Origin of the sequence: Bacteroides faecalis, from assembly GCF_003865075.1 — a bacterium.
Lineage (GTDB): Bacteria > Bacteroidota > Bacteroidia > Bacteroidales > Bacteroidaceae > Bacteroides > Bacteroides faecalis.
Genome location: NZ_BHWB01000010.1, coordinates 132,301 through 150,569, shown reverse-complemented (window position 1 = coordinate 150,569; position 18,269 = coordinate 132,301). Strand labels below are relative to the sequence as shown.

The 18,269-nt window shown below is 39.3% G+C and carries 13 protein-coding genes; 9 read left to right on the top strand and 4 right to left on the bottom strand.

From position 1 onward, the window contains the following. Positions 1-54: 54 nt before the first annotated feature. Positions 55-2,466, bottom strand: coding sequence for an adenosylmethionine--8-amino-7-oxononanoate transaminase (gene bioA, locus EJF25_RS16555; RefSeq protein ID WP_125042007.1), 2,412 nt, complete (start codon positions 2,464-2,466; stop codon positions 55-57). A 66-nt stretch (positions 2,467-2,532) separates the two neighbouring features. Further along, positions 2,533-3,639, bottom strand: coding sequence for a DUF4421 domain-containing protein (locus EJF25_RS16550; RefSeq protein WP_200832929.1), 1,107 nt, complete (start codon positions 3,637-3,639; stop codon positions 2,533-2,535). 158 nt (positions 3,640-3,797) lie between these two features. Here EJF25_RS16550 and EJF25_RS16545 point away from each other — a divergent pair, with 158 nt between their 5' ends. Together EJF25_RS16545 and EJF25_RS16540 are read left to right on the top strand one after the other, a co-directional pair. Then, positions 3,798-6,923, top strand: coding sequence for a SusC/RagA family TonB-linked outer membrane protein (locus tag EJF25_RS16545; protein ID WP_125042006.1), 3,126 nt, complete (start codon positions 3,798-3,800; stop codon positions 6,921-6,923). A gap of 14 nt (positions 6,924-6,937) precedes the next feature. Beyond that, positions 6,938-8,419, top strand: a complete 1,482-nt coding sequence (locus EJF25_RS16540; protein ID WP_125042024.1) for a RagB/SusD family nutrient uptake outer membrane protein — start codon at positions 6,938-6,940, stop codon at positions 8,417-8,419. Between the two features lie 713 nt (positions 8,420-9,132). Here EJF25_RS16540 and EJF25_RS16535 read toward each other — a convergent pair. Further along, the gene (locus EJF25_RS16535) at positions 9,133-10,344 is read right to left on the bottom strand and encodes an MFS transporter (RefSeq protein ID WP_125042005.1); all 1,212 of its coding nucleotides are present in this window, start codon (positions 10,342-10,344) and stop codon (positions 9,133-9,135) included. A gap of 99 nt (positions 10,345-10,443) precedes the next feature. Here EJF25_RS16535 and EJF25_RS16530 point away from each other — a divergent pair, with 99 nt between their 5' ends. From EJF25_RS16530 to EJF25_RS16520, 3 genes are all read left to right on the top strand, one after another. Next, complete coding sequence (locus tag EJF25_RS16530) at positions 10,444-11,619, top strand: glycerate kinase (RefSeq protein WP_125042004.1); 1,176 nt, start codon at positions 10,444-10,446, stop codon at positions 11,617-11,619. Between the two features lie 381 nt (positions 11,620-12,000). Beyond that, complete coding sequence (locus tag EJF25_RS16525) at positions 12,001-12,237, top strand: GlsB/YeaQ/YmgE family stress response membrane protein (RefSeq protein ID WP_125042003.1); 237 nt, start codon at positions 12,001-12,003, stop codon at positions 12,235-12,237. A 47-nt stretch (positions 12,238-12,284) separates the two neighbouring features. After that, positions 12,285-12,572 carry a YtxH domain-containing protein gene (locus EJF25_RS16520; protein WP_125042002.1) on the top strand — a complete coding sequence of 96 codons (288 nt, stop codon included), beginning with the start codon at positions 12,285-12,287 and terminating at the stop codon, positions 12,570-12,572. A 124-nt stretch (positions 12,573-12,696) separates the two neighbouring features. On the opposite strand, the gene EJF25_RS16515 is transcribed toward EJF25_RS16520, so the two are convergent. Beyond that, positions 12,697-13,548 (bottom strand): sugar phosphate isomerase/epimerase family protein, encoded by an 852-nt coding sequence (locus EJF25_RS16515; protein WP_125042001.1) that lies wholly within the window; start codon positions 13,546-13,548, stop codon positions 12,697-12,699. A 588-nt stretch (positions 13,549-14,136) separates the two neighbouring features. On the opposite strand from EJF25_RS16515, the gene EJF25_RS16510 reads away from it, so the two are divergent. The 4 genes from EJF25_RS16510 to EJF25_RS16495 all read left to right on the top strand — a co-directional run bounded on the left by EJF25_RS16510 (position 14,137) and on the right by EJF25_RS16495 (position 18,221). Next, positions 14,137-15,207, top strand: a complete 1,071-nt coding sequence (locus tag EJF25_RS16510) for a LacI family DNA-binding transcriptional regulator (protein ID WP_125042000.1) — start codon at positions 14,137-14,139, stop codon at positions 15,205-15,207. 22 nt (positions 15,208-15,229) lie between these two features. After that, positions 15,230-16,042 carry an SDR family oxidoreductase gene (locus tag EJF25_RS16505; protein WP_125041999.1) on the top strand — a complete coding sequence of 271 codons (813 nt, stop codon included), beginning with the start codon at positions 15,230-15,232 and terminating at the stop codon, positions 16,040-16,042. 33 nt (positions 16,043-16,075) lie between these two features. Beyond that, positions 16,076-17,245 (top strand): mannonate dehydratase, encoded by a 1,170-nt coding sequence (gene uxuA / locus EJF25_RS16500; RefSeq protein ID WP_125041998.1) that lies wholly within the window; start codon positions 16,076-16,078, stop codon positions 17,243-17,245. A gap of 157 nt (positions 17,246-17,402) precedes the next feature. Further along, positions 17,403-18,221 carry an AraC family transcriptional regulator gene (locus tag EJF25_RS16495; RefSeq protein WP_125041997.1) on the top strand — a complete coding sequence of 273 codons (819 nt, stop codon included), beginning with the start codon at positions 17,403-17,405 and terminating at the stop codon, positions 18,219-18,221. The last annotated feature ends 48 nt before the right edge of the window (positions 18,222-18,269 follow it).

The window sequence follows — 18,269 nt, the reverse complement described above, 5'->3', positions numbered from 1 at the left end:
CATAATTAATAAATATTCATTAGTATAATTAATTCTTTTCTGTACGGTTTCCTTCTACATCTCTTTTACTATCTTAAGCAATCCGGAAGTTAGTTTACTTAATTGGGAATCAGTGATAATAAATGGAGGCATCAGATAAACGAGTTTTCCAAATGGTCGTACCCAGATTCCTTCTTCTACAAATCTACGTTGCATATACGCCATATTTACAGGCTGTTTGGTTTCGATGACTCCGATAGCTCCCAATACCCGTACATCAGCTATTTGCGGAAGTTTACGAGCGGGTGCTAGTTCTCCATTCAATTGTGTTTCGATTCGTTTCACATTCTCCTGCCATCCCGAATCTAACAATAATCGTACGGAAGCACATGCCACAGCACAAGCAAGCGGATTACCCATAAAAGTAGGTCCATGCATAAAGGCTCCTGGTGCATGATTGGAAATTGTATCAGCTATCCGGTTACTAGCCAATACAGCAGATAGGGTCATATAACCTCCAGTCAGTGCCTTACCAATACACATAATATCCGGTTCTACCTGCGCATGTTCCCAGGCAAAGAGTTTCCCGGTACGTCCGAATCCAGTAGCGATCTCATCAAAAATAAGCAAGATATTATGTTTTTGACAAAGACGGGAAGCCTCTTTTAGATATTGCGGATGATAGAACCGCATACCACCGGCACCCTGAACAATTGGTTCCAGAATCAGTGCTGCCAAATCATTGGAATGCTCTTCAATCACTTTTCGTAGCGGTTCAATATCTGCCGGTTGCCATTCTTCCCCAAATTTAGAAACAGGGGAAGGTACAAAATAACGAACCGGAAGAGAAGTCCCGAAAAGATTATGCATTCCTGTGACCGGATCACAAACAGACATGGCATTCCATGTGTCTCCATGATAACCGGACCGAATCGTTACGAAATTGTTTTTGCTGGATTTTCCTGCAGCATACCAATACTGAACAGCCATTTTCATAGCGACTTCAACCGCTACCGATCCTGAATCTGCATAGAAAATCTTCTGCATAGAAGGGGGAACTAAAGGAAGGATTAACTTGCCTAATTCTATTGCAGGATCGTGTGTCAATCCTCCAAACATGACATGAGACATTTTATCTAACTGTTCTTTCGCAGCCTGATTGAGTATAGGATGATTATATCCGTGTACCGCACACCACCAGGAAGACATTCCTTCAATCAATTCCTGTCCGCTTTCCAATGTGATGGTTGCACCTTCCGCCCGTTTCACTTTATACACAGGAAGCGGGTCTGTCGTAGAAGTATAAGGATGCCACAAATGCTCCCGATCGAATTGTGAATCGGCAAAATGATATCCTTCTTTCAGAATCATCTGTTTATCATCGGATACCTTAGAGCCTAGAGTGGTAAGAAGATCACCGACTATTGCCGAATTGATTCCGATATACAATGCCTTTTGCATAGCTTCCGTACTGAGCTGCGAACGTCCTCCGGCAAAACGTAGAAATGCTGTGGGATTAATAAATCGGAATAATGCAATGGTCCTCAGTATCTCTTCTACACTTAACGGCTTTTCCTTTTCGAGAGGAGTGCCCGGTATAGGACTTAACAGATTGATAGGAATAGACTGGACATTCAGTTTTGCAAGGGTAAAAGCAAATTCAATGCGTTGTTCCATAGTTTCTCCCATACCAATAATACCTCCACAACAAATATCCATGCCTACTCGGCGTGCTGCATCAAGTGTAGCCAATTTTTGCTCTTGCGTATGAGTGGAACAAAGTTGTGGAAAGTAGGAGGGAGCCGTTTCCAGATTACAGTGATAACGGGTAATCCCTGCATCATGAAGTGCTTTTAATTCTCCTTCATTGAGTAATCCCAATGAAGCACAAAGTTGAATCGATGAATGTTTTCGAATATGACTTACCGTATCACAAAGTTGGGTAATCTGTTTGGGAGAAGGTTTTCGTCCACTGGTGACGAGGGAGAAACGATTGACGTCTTGATTTTCGTTGTATTTTGCCTGTCGGAGGCATTCTTCTGCGGGGAGGAGGTCGTAAATATCCGCTTTAGTCTGATAGTGGGAAGATTGTGCACACCATTTACAATTCTCCGGACACCTTCCGGACTTGGCATTAATGATGGAACACATGTCGAATTCGTGTGAAGCACATGCGACAGTAATTTCGTGCGCAGCAGCGTAGAGCGCATCGCCGTCCGCCATGTTGGCGAGCCAAGCAGCTTGTTCGGGCGATAGTTCGACCCCTGACAGCACTTGGTCTTTAATTTCTTTAAGTGTCATAAATGTTTGGGATGAGATAGTTACTTTGACGTCCTGTTTCTGAAGCGCAACATCTATCACATTGGTATGTAGATGACCAATCTGAAATTCACGTCCCAAACTAGCAAAAGCGGCATAGTTTTTTCTGCCCCAGTATTGGAAACGGGGAAGGGTGCGTGTAGTCTGTATGTGATATTGTTTCTTCATCAGGTTCGTGTCCTTATTTGAATAGAACGGGACAAATGTACGAAGAATCTATGGATAAACAAATCTTTATTTACTTTTCCGATATTGTTTACGTACATTGAAATTGAAGCCGGCATATATCTGAAGTGTACCGAAACCATTGTCAAGAGAGAAATTGCCTCGATGATAATTATAGTTCTTTCCGACAAATGAAGTACCCACAAAGTATTTTCCATTGTTGTAGACAATCCCTGCACGAATAAGGAAATCCAGATTGAATTTGCCGTACCATTTTCTTCCTTCGCGGACTTCTGCATCTACGTCGGACGCTTTATAAGCAATAGCGGGAGTGAGAGAAAGACAGGCCAGACAGTTGCGTGCAAAGACCCAGTTGTAGGCATAGCCGAAACTGATATTAGCATTCGTATATTTTATATTTTGTACTTTCATTCCGGAATTCATGTGCTCTTGAATAATATCCGGTAATTGTGTATATTCAAAATCCAGATTATGTTTGGAGATTGAAAAACCGGCAATGAATGAACCTGCATTAAGCCGTTGATTGGTTGATTGGCTAAAAGCTGCAGGATAGGAGAATCTACGATTATTAAATATGTAGTATAGATTCAATCCTTTTATATCTACTTTCATTCCATTGAAATTGGCGGTATAATCCGATGGTATTTCTTCTGGGAATCCTTTTATTTTATGAATCTTATAATTATTACCCGTACGGCGGTAGAAGATATCCACACCAAATTTAGAACTATAAAGACTCAAGTCGAATTCGGTTCCTTTATTCTTCCGGTTTGTTTTCCGGTAGATATCATCCACATCGAAAGACCATCCCAGAAAGATCCATCGCCAACCAAAATAAAGACCAATTTTATTGTGAGGATTGGGTGAAAAACTCAACTTCTGCGGCTGCGGCTGAGTACTGGTGACAGAATAATATTCGAAATTGCTGAAATGAGTGATCATGAGTGCGTAATTGTAACGATTAGGACTAATATAGATCGTATCAAAATCACTGAAATTCAGGAACTTCTTGATTGCTCTTTTGAAAGTGCCGGATTTGGTGGGGATGGTATCTGTTTGTTTACTGTTGCAGACAAGTGTATCCTTCCTCTCAGTCTGAGCCTGTAGGGAGAACGACATAGATAGAAAAAGATAAAGAACAAATCGTTTTATCATGTGATTCCTTTTGTCAGTTGGGCCTAATTCGTTTTACGAAAGTACGACCTTTCTTGGATTTATACTAATAATCATCTAAAAAATGTTTTGTTTCCTAAACAATAAACTTCACTGTACTGTTAGTTACAGCAAGCAAATAAATCCTAAACCACAAAATTATGAGAATTTATTTTCGTCTGATCATGACGTTTCTTTTGCTCTCGACGGGAAATATAATATATGCGGGAGTGCAGCAGGATAAACGCGTAACGGGTACAGTGAGCTCTGAAGGCGAACCTTTACCCGGCGTTTCCGTGCAAGTAAAAGGTACCTCTACCGGTACAATCACTAATATAGATGGAAATTATTCAATTGAAGTTCCGGCGAATGGAACATTAATATTTCGTTTTCTCGGCTTGAAAACCGTTGAACAAGTAGTGGATGGTCGGAACACGATTAATGTTACTATGGAAGCGGAAAGCAAAGAATTGGATGAAGTAATGGTGGTAGCTTATACCACAGCTAAAAAGTATAGTTTTACCGGAGCGGCCTCGACGATGAAAGCCGGAGAAATTGAAAAACTGCAAACTTCCAGTATTTCACGTGTATTGGAGGGAACGGTGGCGGGTGTACAGGCTAGTGCAGCCAGTGGACAGCCTGGTACGGATGCAGAGATTCGCATTCGTGGTATCGGTTCTATCAATGCTTCCAGTGCTCCGTTGTATGTGGTGGATGGGGTTCCGTTTGATGGTAGTGTCAATTCTATTAATCCCGATGATATAGCCTCTATGACAGTATTGAAGGATGCGGCCTCTGCTGCTTTGTACGGTTCGCGTGGTGCTAACGGTGTAATTATTATCACAACAAAACAAGGTCAGCAGGAGTCTAAACCGACAGTGAAGATAAAAGCTACTTTGGGAGGTTCTAATCGAGCCGTTCGTGATTACGACCGTGTCAGTACTAATCAATATTTTGAATTATATTGGGAGGCACTTAGAAATCAATATGCTAGTAGTTCCGATTATACCTCTGCAACTGCGGCTATACAGGCCTCCAAAGATTTAGTTACTAAGTTGATGGGAGACGGTCCGAATCCTTATGGTCTGCAATACTCTCAGCCTGTCGGTACAGATGGTAAACTGGTGAATGGTGCACGTCCGTTGTGGAATTCCAATTGGAGTGATGCTATGGAGCAACAAGCACTTCGGACAGATTTAAATCTGAGTGTTTCCGGTGGTGGTAAATCCAATCAATACTTTTTCTCAGCAGGATATCTGAATGATAAAGGTATAGCGCTTGAGTCTGGTTATCAACGCTTTAATCTGCGTTCAAATGTGACAAGTGAAATGACTTCCTGGCTGAAAGGAAGTGTAAACCTCAGCTTTGCCCATTCAATGCAGAACTATCCGGTATCTTCGGATTCAAAGACTAGTAATGTGATTACTGCCGGACGTACCATGCCCGGTTTCTATCCTATCTATGAAAGGAACGCAGATGGGAGTTTTCGGTTGGATGAAAATGGAGATCGTATTTATGATTTCGGTTCATATCGTCCTTCAGGATCAATGGCAAACTGGAATTTACCGGCTACATTACCGACGGATAAGTCCGAAAGGATGAAAGATGAATTCTCCGGTCGTACGTTTCTGGAAGCAACTATTATTGAAGGACTGAAGTTCAAGACGAGTTTTAACTTCGATTTGATTAACTATAATACATTAGATTATACGAATATCAAATTGGGTCCCGCAGCCATAAACGGTGGTGGAGCAAGTCGCCTCAATTCCAGGACTTTCTCTTGGACTTGGAATAATATCGCCACTTACGATAAAACGATTGGTGATCATCATTTTAATATTCTGGCAGGAATGGAAGCCTATTCGTATCGTTATGATGAACTGACAGCTTCCCGTTCTAAAATGTCACAACCTGATATGCCGGAATTGGTAGTCGGTTCACAACTGACAGGAGGGTCGGGATATCGTATAGATTATGCATTGGTAGGTTATCTGTCACAGTTATTATATGATTATCAGAATAAATATTTCTTCTCAGCTTCTTACCGTCGAGACGGCTCTTCCCGGTTTGCACCTGGAACACGTTGGGGTAACTTCTGGTCCTTAGGTGCATCCTGGCGTATAGATCGTGAGAATTTTATGGCTGCTACTATCGATTGGTTGTCTGCTCTAACCTTAAAAATGAGTTATGGCGCACAGGGAAATGATAATCTGGGTACGTATTATGCAAGTAAAGGGCTTTATACAATAGTTTCGAATTTGGGTGAAAATGCGCTGATATCCAGTCGTATGGCAACTCCTAACTTGAAATGGGAGACTAACCTGAATTTTAATTTAGGTCTTGATTTTTCTCTTTTCAATAACCGTTTCTCCGGTTCGTTTGACTTTTTTCAGCGACGTTCGAAAGATTTGTTATATGCCCGCCCAATAGCACCTTCTCTGGGATATAATACGATAGATGAGAATGTGGGAGCATTGAAGAATACCGGTATTGAATTGGTACTGAACGGAACGATTATCAATCAGAACGGTTGGATATGGAAACTTGGTATAAACCTGACTCATTATAAAAATAAGGTAACTGAACTTCCATTGAAAGATATGCCACAAAGCGGAGTGAATAAATTGCAGCTAGGTCGTTCGGTTTATGACTTCTATATGAAAGAGTGGGCAGGAGTGAATCCTGAAAACGGAGATCCGTTGTGGTATAAAGATCTGAAAGATGACAATGAAAATGTGATTGGTCGTACTACTACCAACGATTATTCTTTGGCTAGTAATTATTATATTAATAAATCCTCACTTCCTAAAGTGTATGGTGGGTTTAATACTTCGCTTTCCTGGAAAGGTATTGATCTTTCGGCTGTATTTGCATATAGCATTGGTGGATATATTTACAATCGTGATATCACAATGATTCTGCACAATGGTAGTTTGGAAGGGCGTGATTGGTCTACGGAGATTTTAAAACGATGGACCCCTGAAAACCGATATACGGATGTACCTGCTTTGAGTACTACTTCCAATAATTGGAATTCGACTTCTACTCGCTTCTTACAGAATAACTCCTATATGCGTCTGAAAAACCTGACACTTTCTTATACATTGCCCAAACAATGGATTGACAGAATTGCGTTAGGAGAAGTGCAGGTATATGTGCAGGGAGACAATCTATTTACAATCCATCGGAATCAGGGATTAGATCCGGAACAGGGGATTACAGGTATCACTTATTACCGTTATCCGGCTATGCGAACGATTTCCGGCGGCATTAATATTTCTTTTTAAATGCAACATAAATGATGAAGAAGATAAAAATAAAATCCATTCTAACAGTAGTTGCAGGATTCTTCCTGGTGACAAGCTGTAGCAGTAGTTTCTTGAATACGGATCCTACGGATGCGGTAGATTCTGATAAAGTTCCTGTCCCGGAAAATGCGGAAGCACTCTTTAATGGTGCATGGTATAATCTGTTTGAATATACCAGTACGCTTGCCAATGTCGGTTATCGTGCACTTCAATGTCAAGACGATATGATGGCGAGCGACGTTGTGTCCCGTCCAAAATACGGTTTCAATTCTTCATATCAGTTTGGTGATGTGGCAATTCCTTCCAATAACAGAACGGCATTTGCCTGGTATCTGATGTATAAGACGATTGATAATTGTAATACAGCCCTTTCTATAAAGGGCGACTCGGAAAAGCTTCGGCAGTCACAAGGACAAGCATTAGTTTTACGGGCTTTTTGTTATTTGCATTTGGTGCAACACTATCAGTTCACTTATCTGAAGGATAAAGATGCTCCTTGCGTACCAATTTATACAGAGCCTAATACCTATACCTCAGTGCCAAAAGGAAAGTCGTCTGTGGCACAAGTGTATCAGCGTATCTTTGATGATTTGAATCTGGCACAAGATTATCTCAAGAATTATGCTCGTGGTGGCGATAATCAGAAGTTTAAACCCAATACGGCAGTCATCAATGGGCTTTTAGCTCGTGCTTATTTATTGACCGGACAATGGGGAGAAGCTGCCAAAGCAGCAGAAGCTGCTCGTGAAGGATATTCGTTAATGACAACAACGGCTGAATATGGAGGTTTTAATAACGTATCCAATAAGGAATGGATATGGGGTTTTCCGCAAATTCCTTCTCAATCGGATGCAAGTTATAACTTTTTGTATTTAGATCCCATATATGTTGGTGGATATAGCAGTTTTATGGCAGATCCTCATTTAAAGGATACATTTACGGAGGGAGATATTCGTCTACCCCTGTTTCAATGGATGCGTGAAGGTTACCTGGGATATAAAAAATTCCAAATGCGCGCGGATGATACAGCTGATATCGTACTGATGCGTGCTGCTGAAATGTATTTGATAGAAGCAGAAGCAAAAGTTCGTGACGGAGTAGCATTGCAGCAAGCTGTCATACCGTTGAATACATTGCGCCAAGCGCGTGGAGTAGGTGATTACGATCTGACCGGTAAATCCGAAGACGATGTGATCAAAGAAATTTTGATGGAACGTCGTCGTGAACTTTGGGGAGAAGGATTTGGTATTACTGATGTACTTCGTACACAGCAAGCGGTAGAACGTACTGCTCTATCGGAAGAAGTACAAAAGACCCAAGTTGATTGTTTGCAGGAAGACGGTACTTTTGCCAAACGTAATCCGTTGGGACATTGGTTCCTTAAATTCCCTAACAAGAAACCGTTTACTCCAAATAGTACTTACTATTTGTATGCTATTCCGGAAAAAGAAATAAATGCTAACCCGAATCTTTAAATAGCTCTCTTGATTTTTTGACTTTGACCTTAACATGTGAGCCGGTGTACGTCGGGATGACGCATATCGGCTATTTTTGTATAGCTGTAGAATAAAAGATAAATCTTATTAGTAGGGATATGACGCAAAAATTAATGTAATATCTTTCTATAGAACTTATAATCTATTAATTTACAAACATGAAAATCACACTTTCAACGACACTATGTACATTTTCATTACTTAAACATATAAATGGCGGACACGTCTTTTTTACTTTCTTGGTAGGTGCTTTGTTGCTTCCACAGGTCTCTTCATATTGGATATACCGGAAAAGGCTGGGGACCCGATAATTGGAAAGTTTCAGGTTGTAAGAATAATCTTGCCGGTCCGGAATATAATAAGGTCCGTATTCAACCTCCATTATAGAGGGAATTAGACCAGTTTGAACGATACACTTGAACAAATGATGGATGCACGTATGGGGTGTTCTGACCAAGACCAAAATATTTGGGTAACTTATTCACGTTTGAGCGGGGAAATACGTTCTTTCCCAATACCTTTATTCTAAATGAATGGAAGTTTGACAGATTGATTAGATAAATTGAAGTAAACATATAAGGTGAAATTTCCGTACTATACATTATTTCCCAATATTGAATAAGAAATTTTGGAATGCAGTGTTATAGTACGGAAACATCTATTTTAATTAGTATATTGACTATTGACAATCATTAAAGGTTATATTTTTGTTTCTTTTTCAAATTAGGCAAGAACCATGTGACTAATCCTAATAATGGCATGTAGGCGCATACATTATAAACAGCTTCTATACCATAATGATCCGCCATGTTTCCTAATACAGCTGAAGCAACTCCAGCTACTCCGAAAGCAAACCCAAAGAAAAGCCCTGAAATCAGTCCGAGTTTGCTGGGAAGTAACTCTTGTGCATATAATAGAATGGCGGGAAAAGCAGAAGAAAGGGTTAATCCCACACAGAAACTGAGAATAATGGTCCATTCCAGACTGGCGTGTGGCATTAGCAAACTAAATGGTGCTGCGCCTAAAATAGAGGCCCAAATTACATATTTCCTACCGATACGATCTCCTAAAGGTCCTCCTACTAATGTTCCGATAGCTGTGGCGACCAGAAATATAAACAAATATAGCTGTGATTCCTGTACGGTTACATTGAACTTATGAATCAGGTAGAAAGTATAGAAACTCGTCAAACTTGCCATATAAATATACTTCGAAAAGATCAGTATCAGCAATATTCCAATGGAGATAGCTGTCTTGTCCATAGGCAAGGGAAGCTTCATTGTATTTCTGACGCTGACAGTTTGTGTTTTCATACGTGTCAGGTAAGATTTATACCATTTGCAAATGGGATACATCACTCCGATAGCAGCCAGTGCAACAAAAGCAAAGATTGCAATATGTTGTCTTCCGTAAGGTGCTACAAGTAAGGCTACTAATAAAGGACCTAATGAACCGCCGAAATTACCACCTACCTGAAACAAAGATTGTGCAAGTCCACGTTTTCCACCTGAAGCCAAAAAGGTAATACGGGATGCTTCAGGATGCAGAACTGAAGAGCCAATTCCAATTAAGAACACCGAAAGTAATATCCAATGAAGATTAGTGGCAAAAGCCAGACTGACTAATCCAACCATAGTGAAACTCATTCCGATGGGTAATGACCAAGCTATGGGATGTTTATCGAAAATGATCCCGGTAATTGGCTGAAATACGGATGCAGATAACTGATAAACCAATGTAATCAGACCAATCTGGGCAAAACTAAGCGACAAATCATCTTTGAATAATGGATAGGACGCTGAGAGGACGGATTGTAACAAATCATTGAGACAATGTGAAAGACTCAACCCTATTAAAATGGAAAATGTAATTTTTCCGACTGGTTGTTCTTGATTTTGTACCATAATACCTATTTCTTTTTGAGATGTTCCTGAAAAATTGGCTGCAAAGGTAGATAAACTTCCTGTTTCTCGATATATTTGTAACAGTTAATTTGAAAAGATATGAAGAAAGTAGTAGTTGCAATGGATTCTTTTAAGGGCTGTCTGTCATCTGCCGAGGTAGAGAAAGCTGCCGAAGAAGGAATTAAGAAAGTTTGTCCGGATTGTGATGTGATTCTTATTCCAATAGCGGATGGTGGTGAGGGGATATTAGAAATTTCTGTTGAGGCTACCCATGGTACTTATCGAGAGGTTTTCGCAAATGATCCTTTGATGCGTCAGAGGAAGACTTGTTATGGAATTTCGGGAGATGGAGAAACTGCTTTGATTGAAATGGCTGCTGTAAACGGACTGCCTTTATTAATGGAGTCGGAGCGAAATCCTATGCTGACTACTACTTTCGGGACGGGAGAACTTATTTTGGATGCTTTGGAGTACGGATGCCGGAAGTTTATCATAGGTATAGGAGGAAGTGCAACCAATGATGCCGGGCTTGGAATGTTGCAGGCTTTGGGTATTCGATTGTTTGATGTCAATGGAAATATATTAGGAGTCGGTGGTAAGGTGATGAGGCAGGTGGCTACTATTGATTGTTCTTCTCTTCATCCGGCTTTAAAAGACTCCCATTTTACAATAGCCTGTGATGTGTGTAATTCTTTTTGTGGCCCACAAGGAGCTGCCTATATATTTGCCCGCCAGAAAGGTGCTAATAGTGCAATGATTGAAGAATTGGATGCGGGAATGTACTTATTATCTAAAGTGATTGAATCGGTAACTGGAAAAATAATCACTCATGTGCCGGGTGCAGGGGCGGCAGGAGGTTTAGGAGGAGCCTTTCTTGCGTTTCTAAACGCTGAACTGAAATCGGGAATTGATTTGTTGTTTCAGATGCTGAATTTTGCTGAAAGGATTAGAGGAGCCGATTTGATTATTACAGGAGAAGGAAGGATCGATCGTCAGTCTATTATGGGGAAGGTACCATCGGGGGTACTTCAAGAAGCACGAAAACAATCTATACCTGTTGTTGCTGTAGTAGGTAGTGTGAAGGATTCCGAACTCCTGAGGCAAATTGGTTTTCAGGGAATTTTCTCTATTCTCTCTGCCCCTATGTCTTTAGAGAAAGCAATGGAGCCGGATATGGCTAAATCAAACATTAGCCAAACCGTAGCTCAGGTCATATCTTTGGCAGAGTGCTTTCAAACTCCGAAAAATGAATGGAGTATAGACGAAAAATTTTGAATATGAAATAGATGAAAAAAGAAAATAAATATATTACGATTAACTTGACATGTTGGCAGTTCATATTAATTTGATATTAGTTTGCTGGATACTGTTAATATCTGACATTCATGATGTATAGGTTAGAAGAAGTTTTTTATCTAGAAGTTTTAGGGAGGAAGCTGTGAAGTCACTAATTTTTAATATATCATTTGTATCAATATATTTGTTTGTAATAAAATAGAGAATATATTTCAAATAAGGGGGAGATAAAGAATGCGTTTTCTTAGATAAAGAACCTTTAAACTTTAAAACTAAGTATTCTAAATTGTCGTTAATTCATTTTTGAATGATTGAACTTTCCTCTGTACCTACTGTTCTAAAAGTAAAAAAAGGAATAGTATGGGCTTTATTTGGTATATTGTTATAGGTATTGTAGCCGGGTTTCTTGCTGGCAAAATCATGCGTGGAGGAGGCTTCGGCCTTATCATAAATTTGTTACTTGGTATTCTCGGAGGAATATTAGGTGGTTGGGTATTCGGTCTTTTCGGACTGGCTGCTTCCGGATTGATCGGCAGTTTGATTACTGCTACTGTGGGAGCTATTCTGGTATTATGGATTGCTTCTTTATTTAGATAGAATTATTATCATTATATTTTTAATCAATTAAAACTTGAAACTTAATTATGGGATGTAAACATGGAAATTTCTGGATTGGACTTGGAATTGGGTCTGTCCTTGGTGCTGTAGCTTATCGTTTGTCACGTACTGCCAGAGTGAAGAAACTTGAAAGTGATATTTATGACGCTATCCATCGTATCGGTCAGGATGCCGAATTGGCTGCTGCTGATGCGGAAAAAAAAGCCAGACATTTAGGTGTAAGAGCAGTGGAAGCAGGAGCACAAGTTGCTGATAAGGTGGCTGAGCAAGCTGATAAAGTGGCTGGTAAAGTAAAGGAGAAGTTAGAGAAATAAAGGATATGGTTAGGGGTATATAGGTACTGCAGCTATATAAAAACGCAGATTGATAAGATAACATTAAGTCTTTTATAAGCTAGGTGTAATATCTTCAATCTGTGTTTTCAATGAACAACTCTTTCTAATTAAGTTGCTTGATTGCTTTGTTAAAATAGTTGATACATTCCTTAATATCAGGTATCGAATTATTCCAGTTATATTCATATTCGATAGAGAATACACCTTTGAAATTCTGCCGTTTCAATTCTTTCAACATACTTTTTACATCCAGAATGCCTGTTCCCCAGATTACATCGTGTTGTTCTTTTTCGCCTTCTATTTTAGGTGCGATATCTTTGAAATGCAAAGAAACAATACGACCTTCTAATTTTATCAGGCAGTCAATCTGATCCAGACCTTCTCTACGCCAATGACCGACATCTGCACATGAGCCTAATAGCTTACTGCGGTGGGAAATAGCATTTAGTAAATTATCGGGATTCCAGTAATCTGAAGGTTTCGGATGATTATGGACGGAAACTTTAATTTTATATTGTTTGGCAAGTTTCTCCACCAAGTCCCAATCTTTCAAAGCAGGCTCGCAGGTGATGAATTCCAACTTCATGTTGTGGGCGAACTTGAACATCTTTTCCCAATCAGTAGGGTTATCAGTTACGAAAACTCCGGTTCCGACGATCTTTATTCCTTTAGAAGCGGCAAATTCCCGCAACTCTTTTTGAGTCTGGAGGTCCAGGTTAAAGTCGAAAACTTTGTCTCCCCATTTACTACCTAATTTATGACCGGGATAAACCTCAATATATTTTATCCCTAACTCTTCTGTTTTATCAAGCGCCTCCGTCAAAGAAAAAAGATGGAAAGTATAAGATTGGATTCCTAAACGCCAGCTATTTTTCTCGGACTTTGTTTGAGCCTGTGCCGGTAACACCAGCAGGTAGCAAACCATAATAATGATTATTTTTTTTATGTTTTTCATATTGGCAAAGATATAGAATTATTTTAAATTTTCAGCGGTTTGACTTAACCGATTGATGAATTATTTATCTGTTTTTAGTGATTTGCATAATGAAGAGATGCGTTTTAGGGGATGTCTAACAGAAAGAAACGTTATAATAATCCCTATTTTATAAATGCACTGCTCGATATTGGAGTTGTTTCATTTACACCAAATTAGAAAGGATTATAAGATGATGGAAGTTCTTTATTGAATATCTTAAACTTTCAGTTCGTATAAAAAGTGAGGTAATTTCATCTTTATTCGATAGATGAATATGGTGTTGGTGTGTTCGTACACATTTTCTCCTATTTGTATGTGTTTTCTTCTTTTCTCAATGGTAATTTCTTCTTCTTTATTTGTTATAACAGACGATGTATCTCTTCTTTTGTTATTGTATTTCTTCTTTTTATTATGTTTAACAGCATGTATAACTATTCCTTTGTTTTATAATATTTTGATTTATAGTAATTTAATCTATTTAGAGTAATATGTGTGTACGCACACACTATTGCCGATTTCAATAATTCATTTTAAATTTGCAACGAAAAATAATCAACTTGTTTGGTAATGGATAAAGAATTCTCAAATATACGTATTGTAGACATCGCTAAAATGGCGGGAGTTTCTATCGGTACGGTAGATAGGGTGATTCATAGTCGTGGAAAAGTTTCGGAAGAGAACCGGAAGAAGGTTCAGGCTATTCTCGATATGGTTCATTATCAACCTAATTTGATGGCACGTTCTTTAGCTTCTAAAAAACAATATCATTTTGTGGCAATTACTCCTTTTTTTACTAAGGGTGAATATTGGGAGGCCATTTCAGAAGGTATTGATAAAGCTGCTTTAGAAATGGAATCCTATAACGTAACCATTACCAAGCTCTTTTTTGATCAGTATAATAATAAAACGTTTGATGATATAATTCGTAAATTATTTGATGAGAGAGTAGATGGAGTCCTGATTGCTACCTTGTTTACTGATTCTGTTATTCGTCTTTCCTTGGAACTGGATAAAAATGATATACCTTATATCTACGTAGATTCCAATATTGAAGGACAACATCAATTGGCTTATTACGGAACGGAATCTTATGATGCAGGAGTAATAGCTGCCCGATTGCTGACAGACAGACTTTCTTCTACTTCCGATATTCTGATGGCGCGAATTACTCATAATGGGAAGAATGACTCTAATCAGGGAAAGAACCGCAGAGAAGGTTTTTGCCGTTACCTAAAAGAAATCGGTTTCGGCGGAAAGCTGTATGAAGTAGAACTAAAAATTGATGATTCGGTATACAATTTCATGAAATTAGATGAGATATTTGGAATGAATCCGAATATTGCAGGTGCTGTTATCTTTAATTCAACTTGTTATATTTTGGGAAATTACTTAAAGGCGAGAGAAATGAAGTCTGTAAAACTGGTTGGTTATGATCTAATCAAACGTAATACACAGTTGCTTTCTGAAGGTGTGATAACTGCATTAGTTGCACAACGCCCTGAAAAACAGGGATATGATGGCATCAAATCTTTATGTAATCATCTGTTGTTTAAACAGAGTTTGGAGAAAGTAAACCTGATGCCGATTGATATTCTCCTGAAAGAGAACTTGAAATATTATCTGAATAATATGTTATAAACAATATAAAAATCAAGAAGTTATGAATGAATTATTTAATGTAAAAGGTAAAGTTGTTGTTATCACCGGTGGAGCCGGAATCTTGGGTAAAGGAATTGCTGCTTATCTTGCAAAAGAAGGTGCAAAAGTAGTAATTCTCGACAGAAGTGAAGAGGCTGGAAAAGCTTTGGTAGAGAGCATAAAAGCTGAAGGTAACGAAGCTATGTTTCTATATACAGATGTAATGGACAAAGAAATCTTGCAAGGTAATAAAGCAGAGATTATGAAGGCTTACGGACGTATTGATGTGTTGCTTAATGCTGCCGGTGGAAACATGGCGGGAGCTACTATCGCGCCAGATAAAACATTCTTTGATCTGCAAGTAGACGCTTTCAAGAAAGTAGTAGATTTGAATCTGTTTGGTACAGTATTGCCTACGATGGTGTTTGCTGAGGTGATGGTTGAACAAAAGAAAGGTTCTATTGTAAACTTCTGTTCTGAATCAGCTCTTCGTCCATTGACTCGTGTTGTCGGTTATGGTGCAGCTAAAGCTGCTATTGCGAATTTTACTAAATATATGGCCGGTGAGTTGGCTTTGAAATTCGGTAACGGTCTACGTGTAAATGCGATTGCTCCAGGTTTCTTCCTAACCGATCAGAATCGTGCATTGCTGACTAATCCTGACGGTTCATTGACCGACCGTTCGAGAACTATTTTAGCTCATACTCCTTTTAATCGTTTTGGTGAACCGGAAGACCTTTATGGAACAATTCATTATTTAATAAGTGATGCTTCTAACTTCGTAACAGGTACAGTAGCAGTTATCGACGGTGGTTTCGATGCATTTTCTATCTAAACAATAATACTATATATTTAATAACTGAACAAAATGTTTTTATGTGAACAAACTTGGCGTTGGTATGGTCCGAATGACCCTGTGAGCTTGTGGGATATCAAACAAGCCGGCGCTACCGGTATAGTAAATGCTCTTCACCATATTCCGAATGGCGAAGTATGGACAGTAGAAGAGATCATGAAGCGTAAGCAAATGATTGAAGAAGTGGGTTTGACGTGGTCGGTTGTCGAAAGTGTACCTGTACACGAACATATCAAGACGCAAACCGGAGAATTCATGAAATATATCGAGAACTATAAAGAAAGTATCCGTAATCTGGCTAAGTGTGGTGTAATGGTAGTTACTTACAACTTTATGCCTGTATTGGACTGGACTCGTACAGACTTGGCTTACACTATGCCTGATGGTTCCAGAGCACTTCGCTTTGAAAAAGCAGCTTTTGTAGCTTTTGATCTTTTCATCCTAAAACGTCCGGGAGCAGAAAAAGACTATACTCCGGAAGAAATAGCTAAAGCAAAAGCACGTTTCGAACAAATGAGTGAAGATGACAAGAAATTGTTGGTTCGTAACATGATTGCCGGTTTGCCGGGTTCGGAGGAAAGCTTTACTGTAGAGCAATTCCAAGAGGCTCTGGATAGATATAACGATATAGACGCTGAGAAGCTTCGTGCTAATTTGATTTTCTTCCTGAAAGAGATTACACCGGTTGCCGACGAAGTAGGGGTGAAGCTGGTGATCCATCCGGACGATCCCCCTTATACCATTTTAGGTTTACCGCGTATTATGAGTACAGAGGAAGACTTTAAGAAATTGGTCGAGGCTGTACCTAACGAATCGAATGGTCTTTGCTTGTGTACAGGTTCTCTTGGAGTACGCGCCGATAATGATTTGGCAGGTATGATGGAACGCTGGGGTGATCGGGTGAACTTTGTACACTTACGTAGTACGCAACGTGATGCTGAAGGTAATTTCCATGAAGCAAACCACTTGGAAGGTGATGTAGATATGTACAATGTTATGAAAAATCTGATTCTGTTGCAACAACGTCGCGGATGTTCGATCGCTATGCGTCCCGATCATGGTCATCAGATGATTGACGATTTGAAGAAAAAGACAAATCCGGGTTACTCTTGTTTAGGTCGTCTTCGCGGATTGGCGGAGCTTCGCGGATTGGAAATGGGTATTGCTAAGTCTATTCTCTAAACGAATTTCATAGTTAGTTGTTTTGTTAGGGCAACGCTGATCATTGTTACTGTTAGTAATGATGTTGGTGGTGCCCTACTTAATTATTATATCTGTTTTTCTCAGTGTGAATTCTCAATTAGAAGTTATTTACTATATTTGTACACAAAAATAGAGAATGTACACTGAATATCAACCTTCTCCTATATTGGCTCCATATATTGATAATTATTGGGAGTTTAAAGGAAATCCGGAATATGGGATGCGTGTCCATATCTTGCCGGATGGGTGTGCTGACTTTATATTTACGTTTGGAGAAATTGCCAACGCTGTTGAGAAAGAGGTACAAGTTATGCAACCCTATCGTTCTTTCTTTGTGGGACCGATGACCAGATATTCGGAGTTGGTAATATATACCGAATCAGTACATATGTTCGGAGTTCGTTTTCTACCTTGCGGGTTATCTTGTTTTACTAAGCTTCCTTTGAATGAATTTGCCAATCAGAGAATCAGTACAAGTGATATGTCATCTGTTTTTGAGGAGACTTTTGTAGAAAGACTTAGTGAACAGAAACATATTAATGGGCGCATCCGGTTGGTAGAAGAATATCTTTTATTATATCTCCAACATTATTATCAATCCGCAGACGCCCGTATTGTTTTCGCAGTGAATACCATCAACCAATTCAAGGGAAAGTTGTCCATGATTAATTTGATGGATGAAGTCTGTATGTGCCAACGGCATTTTGAACGAAAATTCAAACATTGCACCGGATTCACTCCTAAAGAATATAGCCGGATTGTCAAGTTCAAAAATGCGATTGATTTACTTCGAAACAGTACCACAGCTAATTTATTATCTACTGCTATTGATGCCGGATATTATGATCTGTCACATTTCTCCAAAGAGATCAAAGCCTTATCTGGTAATACACCCGGTTCGTTTCTTTCGCTTACGGTCCCGGATGATATCACATTGACTTATGTAGAATCATAAAAGTCGATTTTTTACAATAAAGCGGTTTTTCTATCCATTATCTTTGTG

What these genes read in the sequence shown, in the direction of transcription:
- EJF25_RS16535 (WP_125042005.1), bottom strand. Translation starts at nt 10,344, where the DNA reads ATGGTACAAAATCAAGAACAACCAGTCGGAAAAATTACATTTTCCATT.
- uxuA (WP_125041998.1), top strand. Translation starts at nt 16,076, where the DNA reads ATGTTTTTATGTGAACAAACTTGGCGTTGGTATGGTCCGAATGACCCT.
- EJF25_RS16545 (WP_125042006.1), top strand. Translation starts at nt 3,798, where the DNA reads ATGAGAATTTATTTTCGTCTGATCATGACGTTTCTTTTGCTCTCGACG.
- EJF25_RS16540 (WP_125042024.1), top strand. Translation starts at nt 6,938, where the DNA reads ATGAAGAAGATAAAAATAAAATCCATTCTAACAGTAGTTGCAGGATTC.
- bioA (WP_125042007.1), bottom strand. Translation starts at nt 2,466, where the DNA reads ATGAAGAAACAATATCACATACAGACTACACGCACCCTTCCCCGTTTC.
- EJF25_RS16515 (WP_125042001.1), bottom strand. Translation starts at nt 13,548, where the DNA reads ATGAAAAACATAAAAAAAATAATCATTATTATGGTTTGCTACCTGCTG.
- EJF25_RS16505 (WP_125041999.1), top strand. Translation starts at nt 15,230, where the DNA reads ATGAATGAATTATTTAATGTAAAAGGTAAAGTTGTTGTTATCACCGGT.
- EJF25_RS16510 (WP_125042000.1), top strand. Translation starts at nt 14,137, where the DNA reads ATGGATAAAGAATTCTCAAATATACGTATTGTAGACATCGCTAAAATG.
- EJF25_RS16530 (WP_125042004.1), top strand. Translation starts at nt 10,444, where the DNA reads ATGAAGAAAGTAGTAGTTGCAATGGATTCTTTTAAGGGCTGTCTGTCA.
- EJF25_RS16550 (WP_200832929.1), bottom strand. Translation starts at nt 3,639, where the DNA reads ATGATAAAACGATTTGTTCTTTATCTTTTTCTATCTATGTCGTTCTCC.
- EJF25_RS16525 (WP_125042003.1), top strand. Translation starts at nt 12,001, where the DNA reads ATGGGCTTTATTTGGTATATTGTTATAGGTATTGTAGCCGGGTTTCTT.
- EJF25_RS16520 (WP_125042002.1), top strand. Translation starts at nt 12,285, where the DNA reads ATGGGATGTAAACATGGAAATTTCTGGATTGGACTTGGAATTGGGTCT.
- EJF25_RS16495 (WP_125041997.1), top strand. Translation starts at nt 17,403, where the DNA reads ATGTACACTGAATATCAACCTTCTCCTATATTGGCTCCATATATTGAT.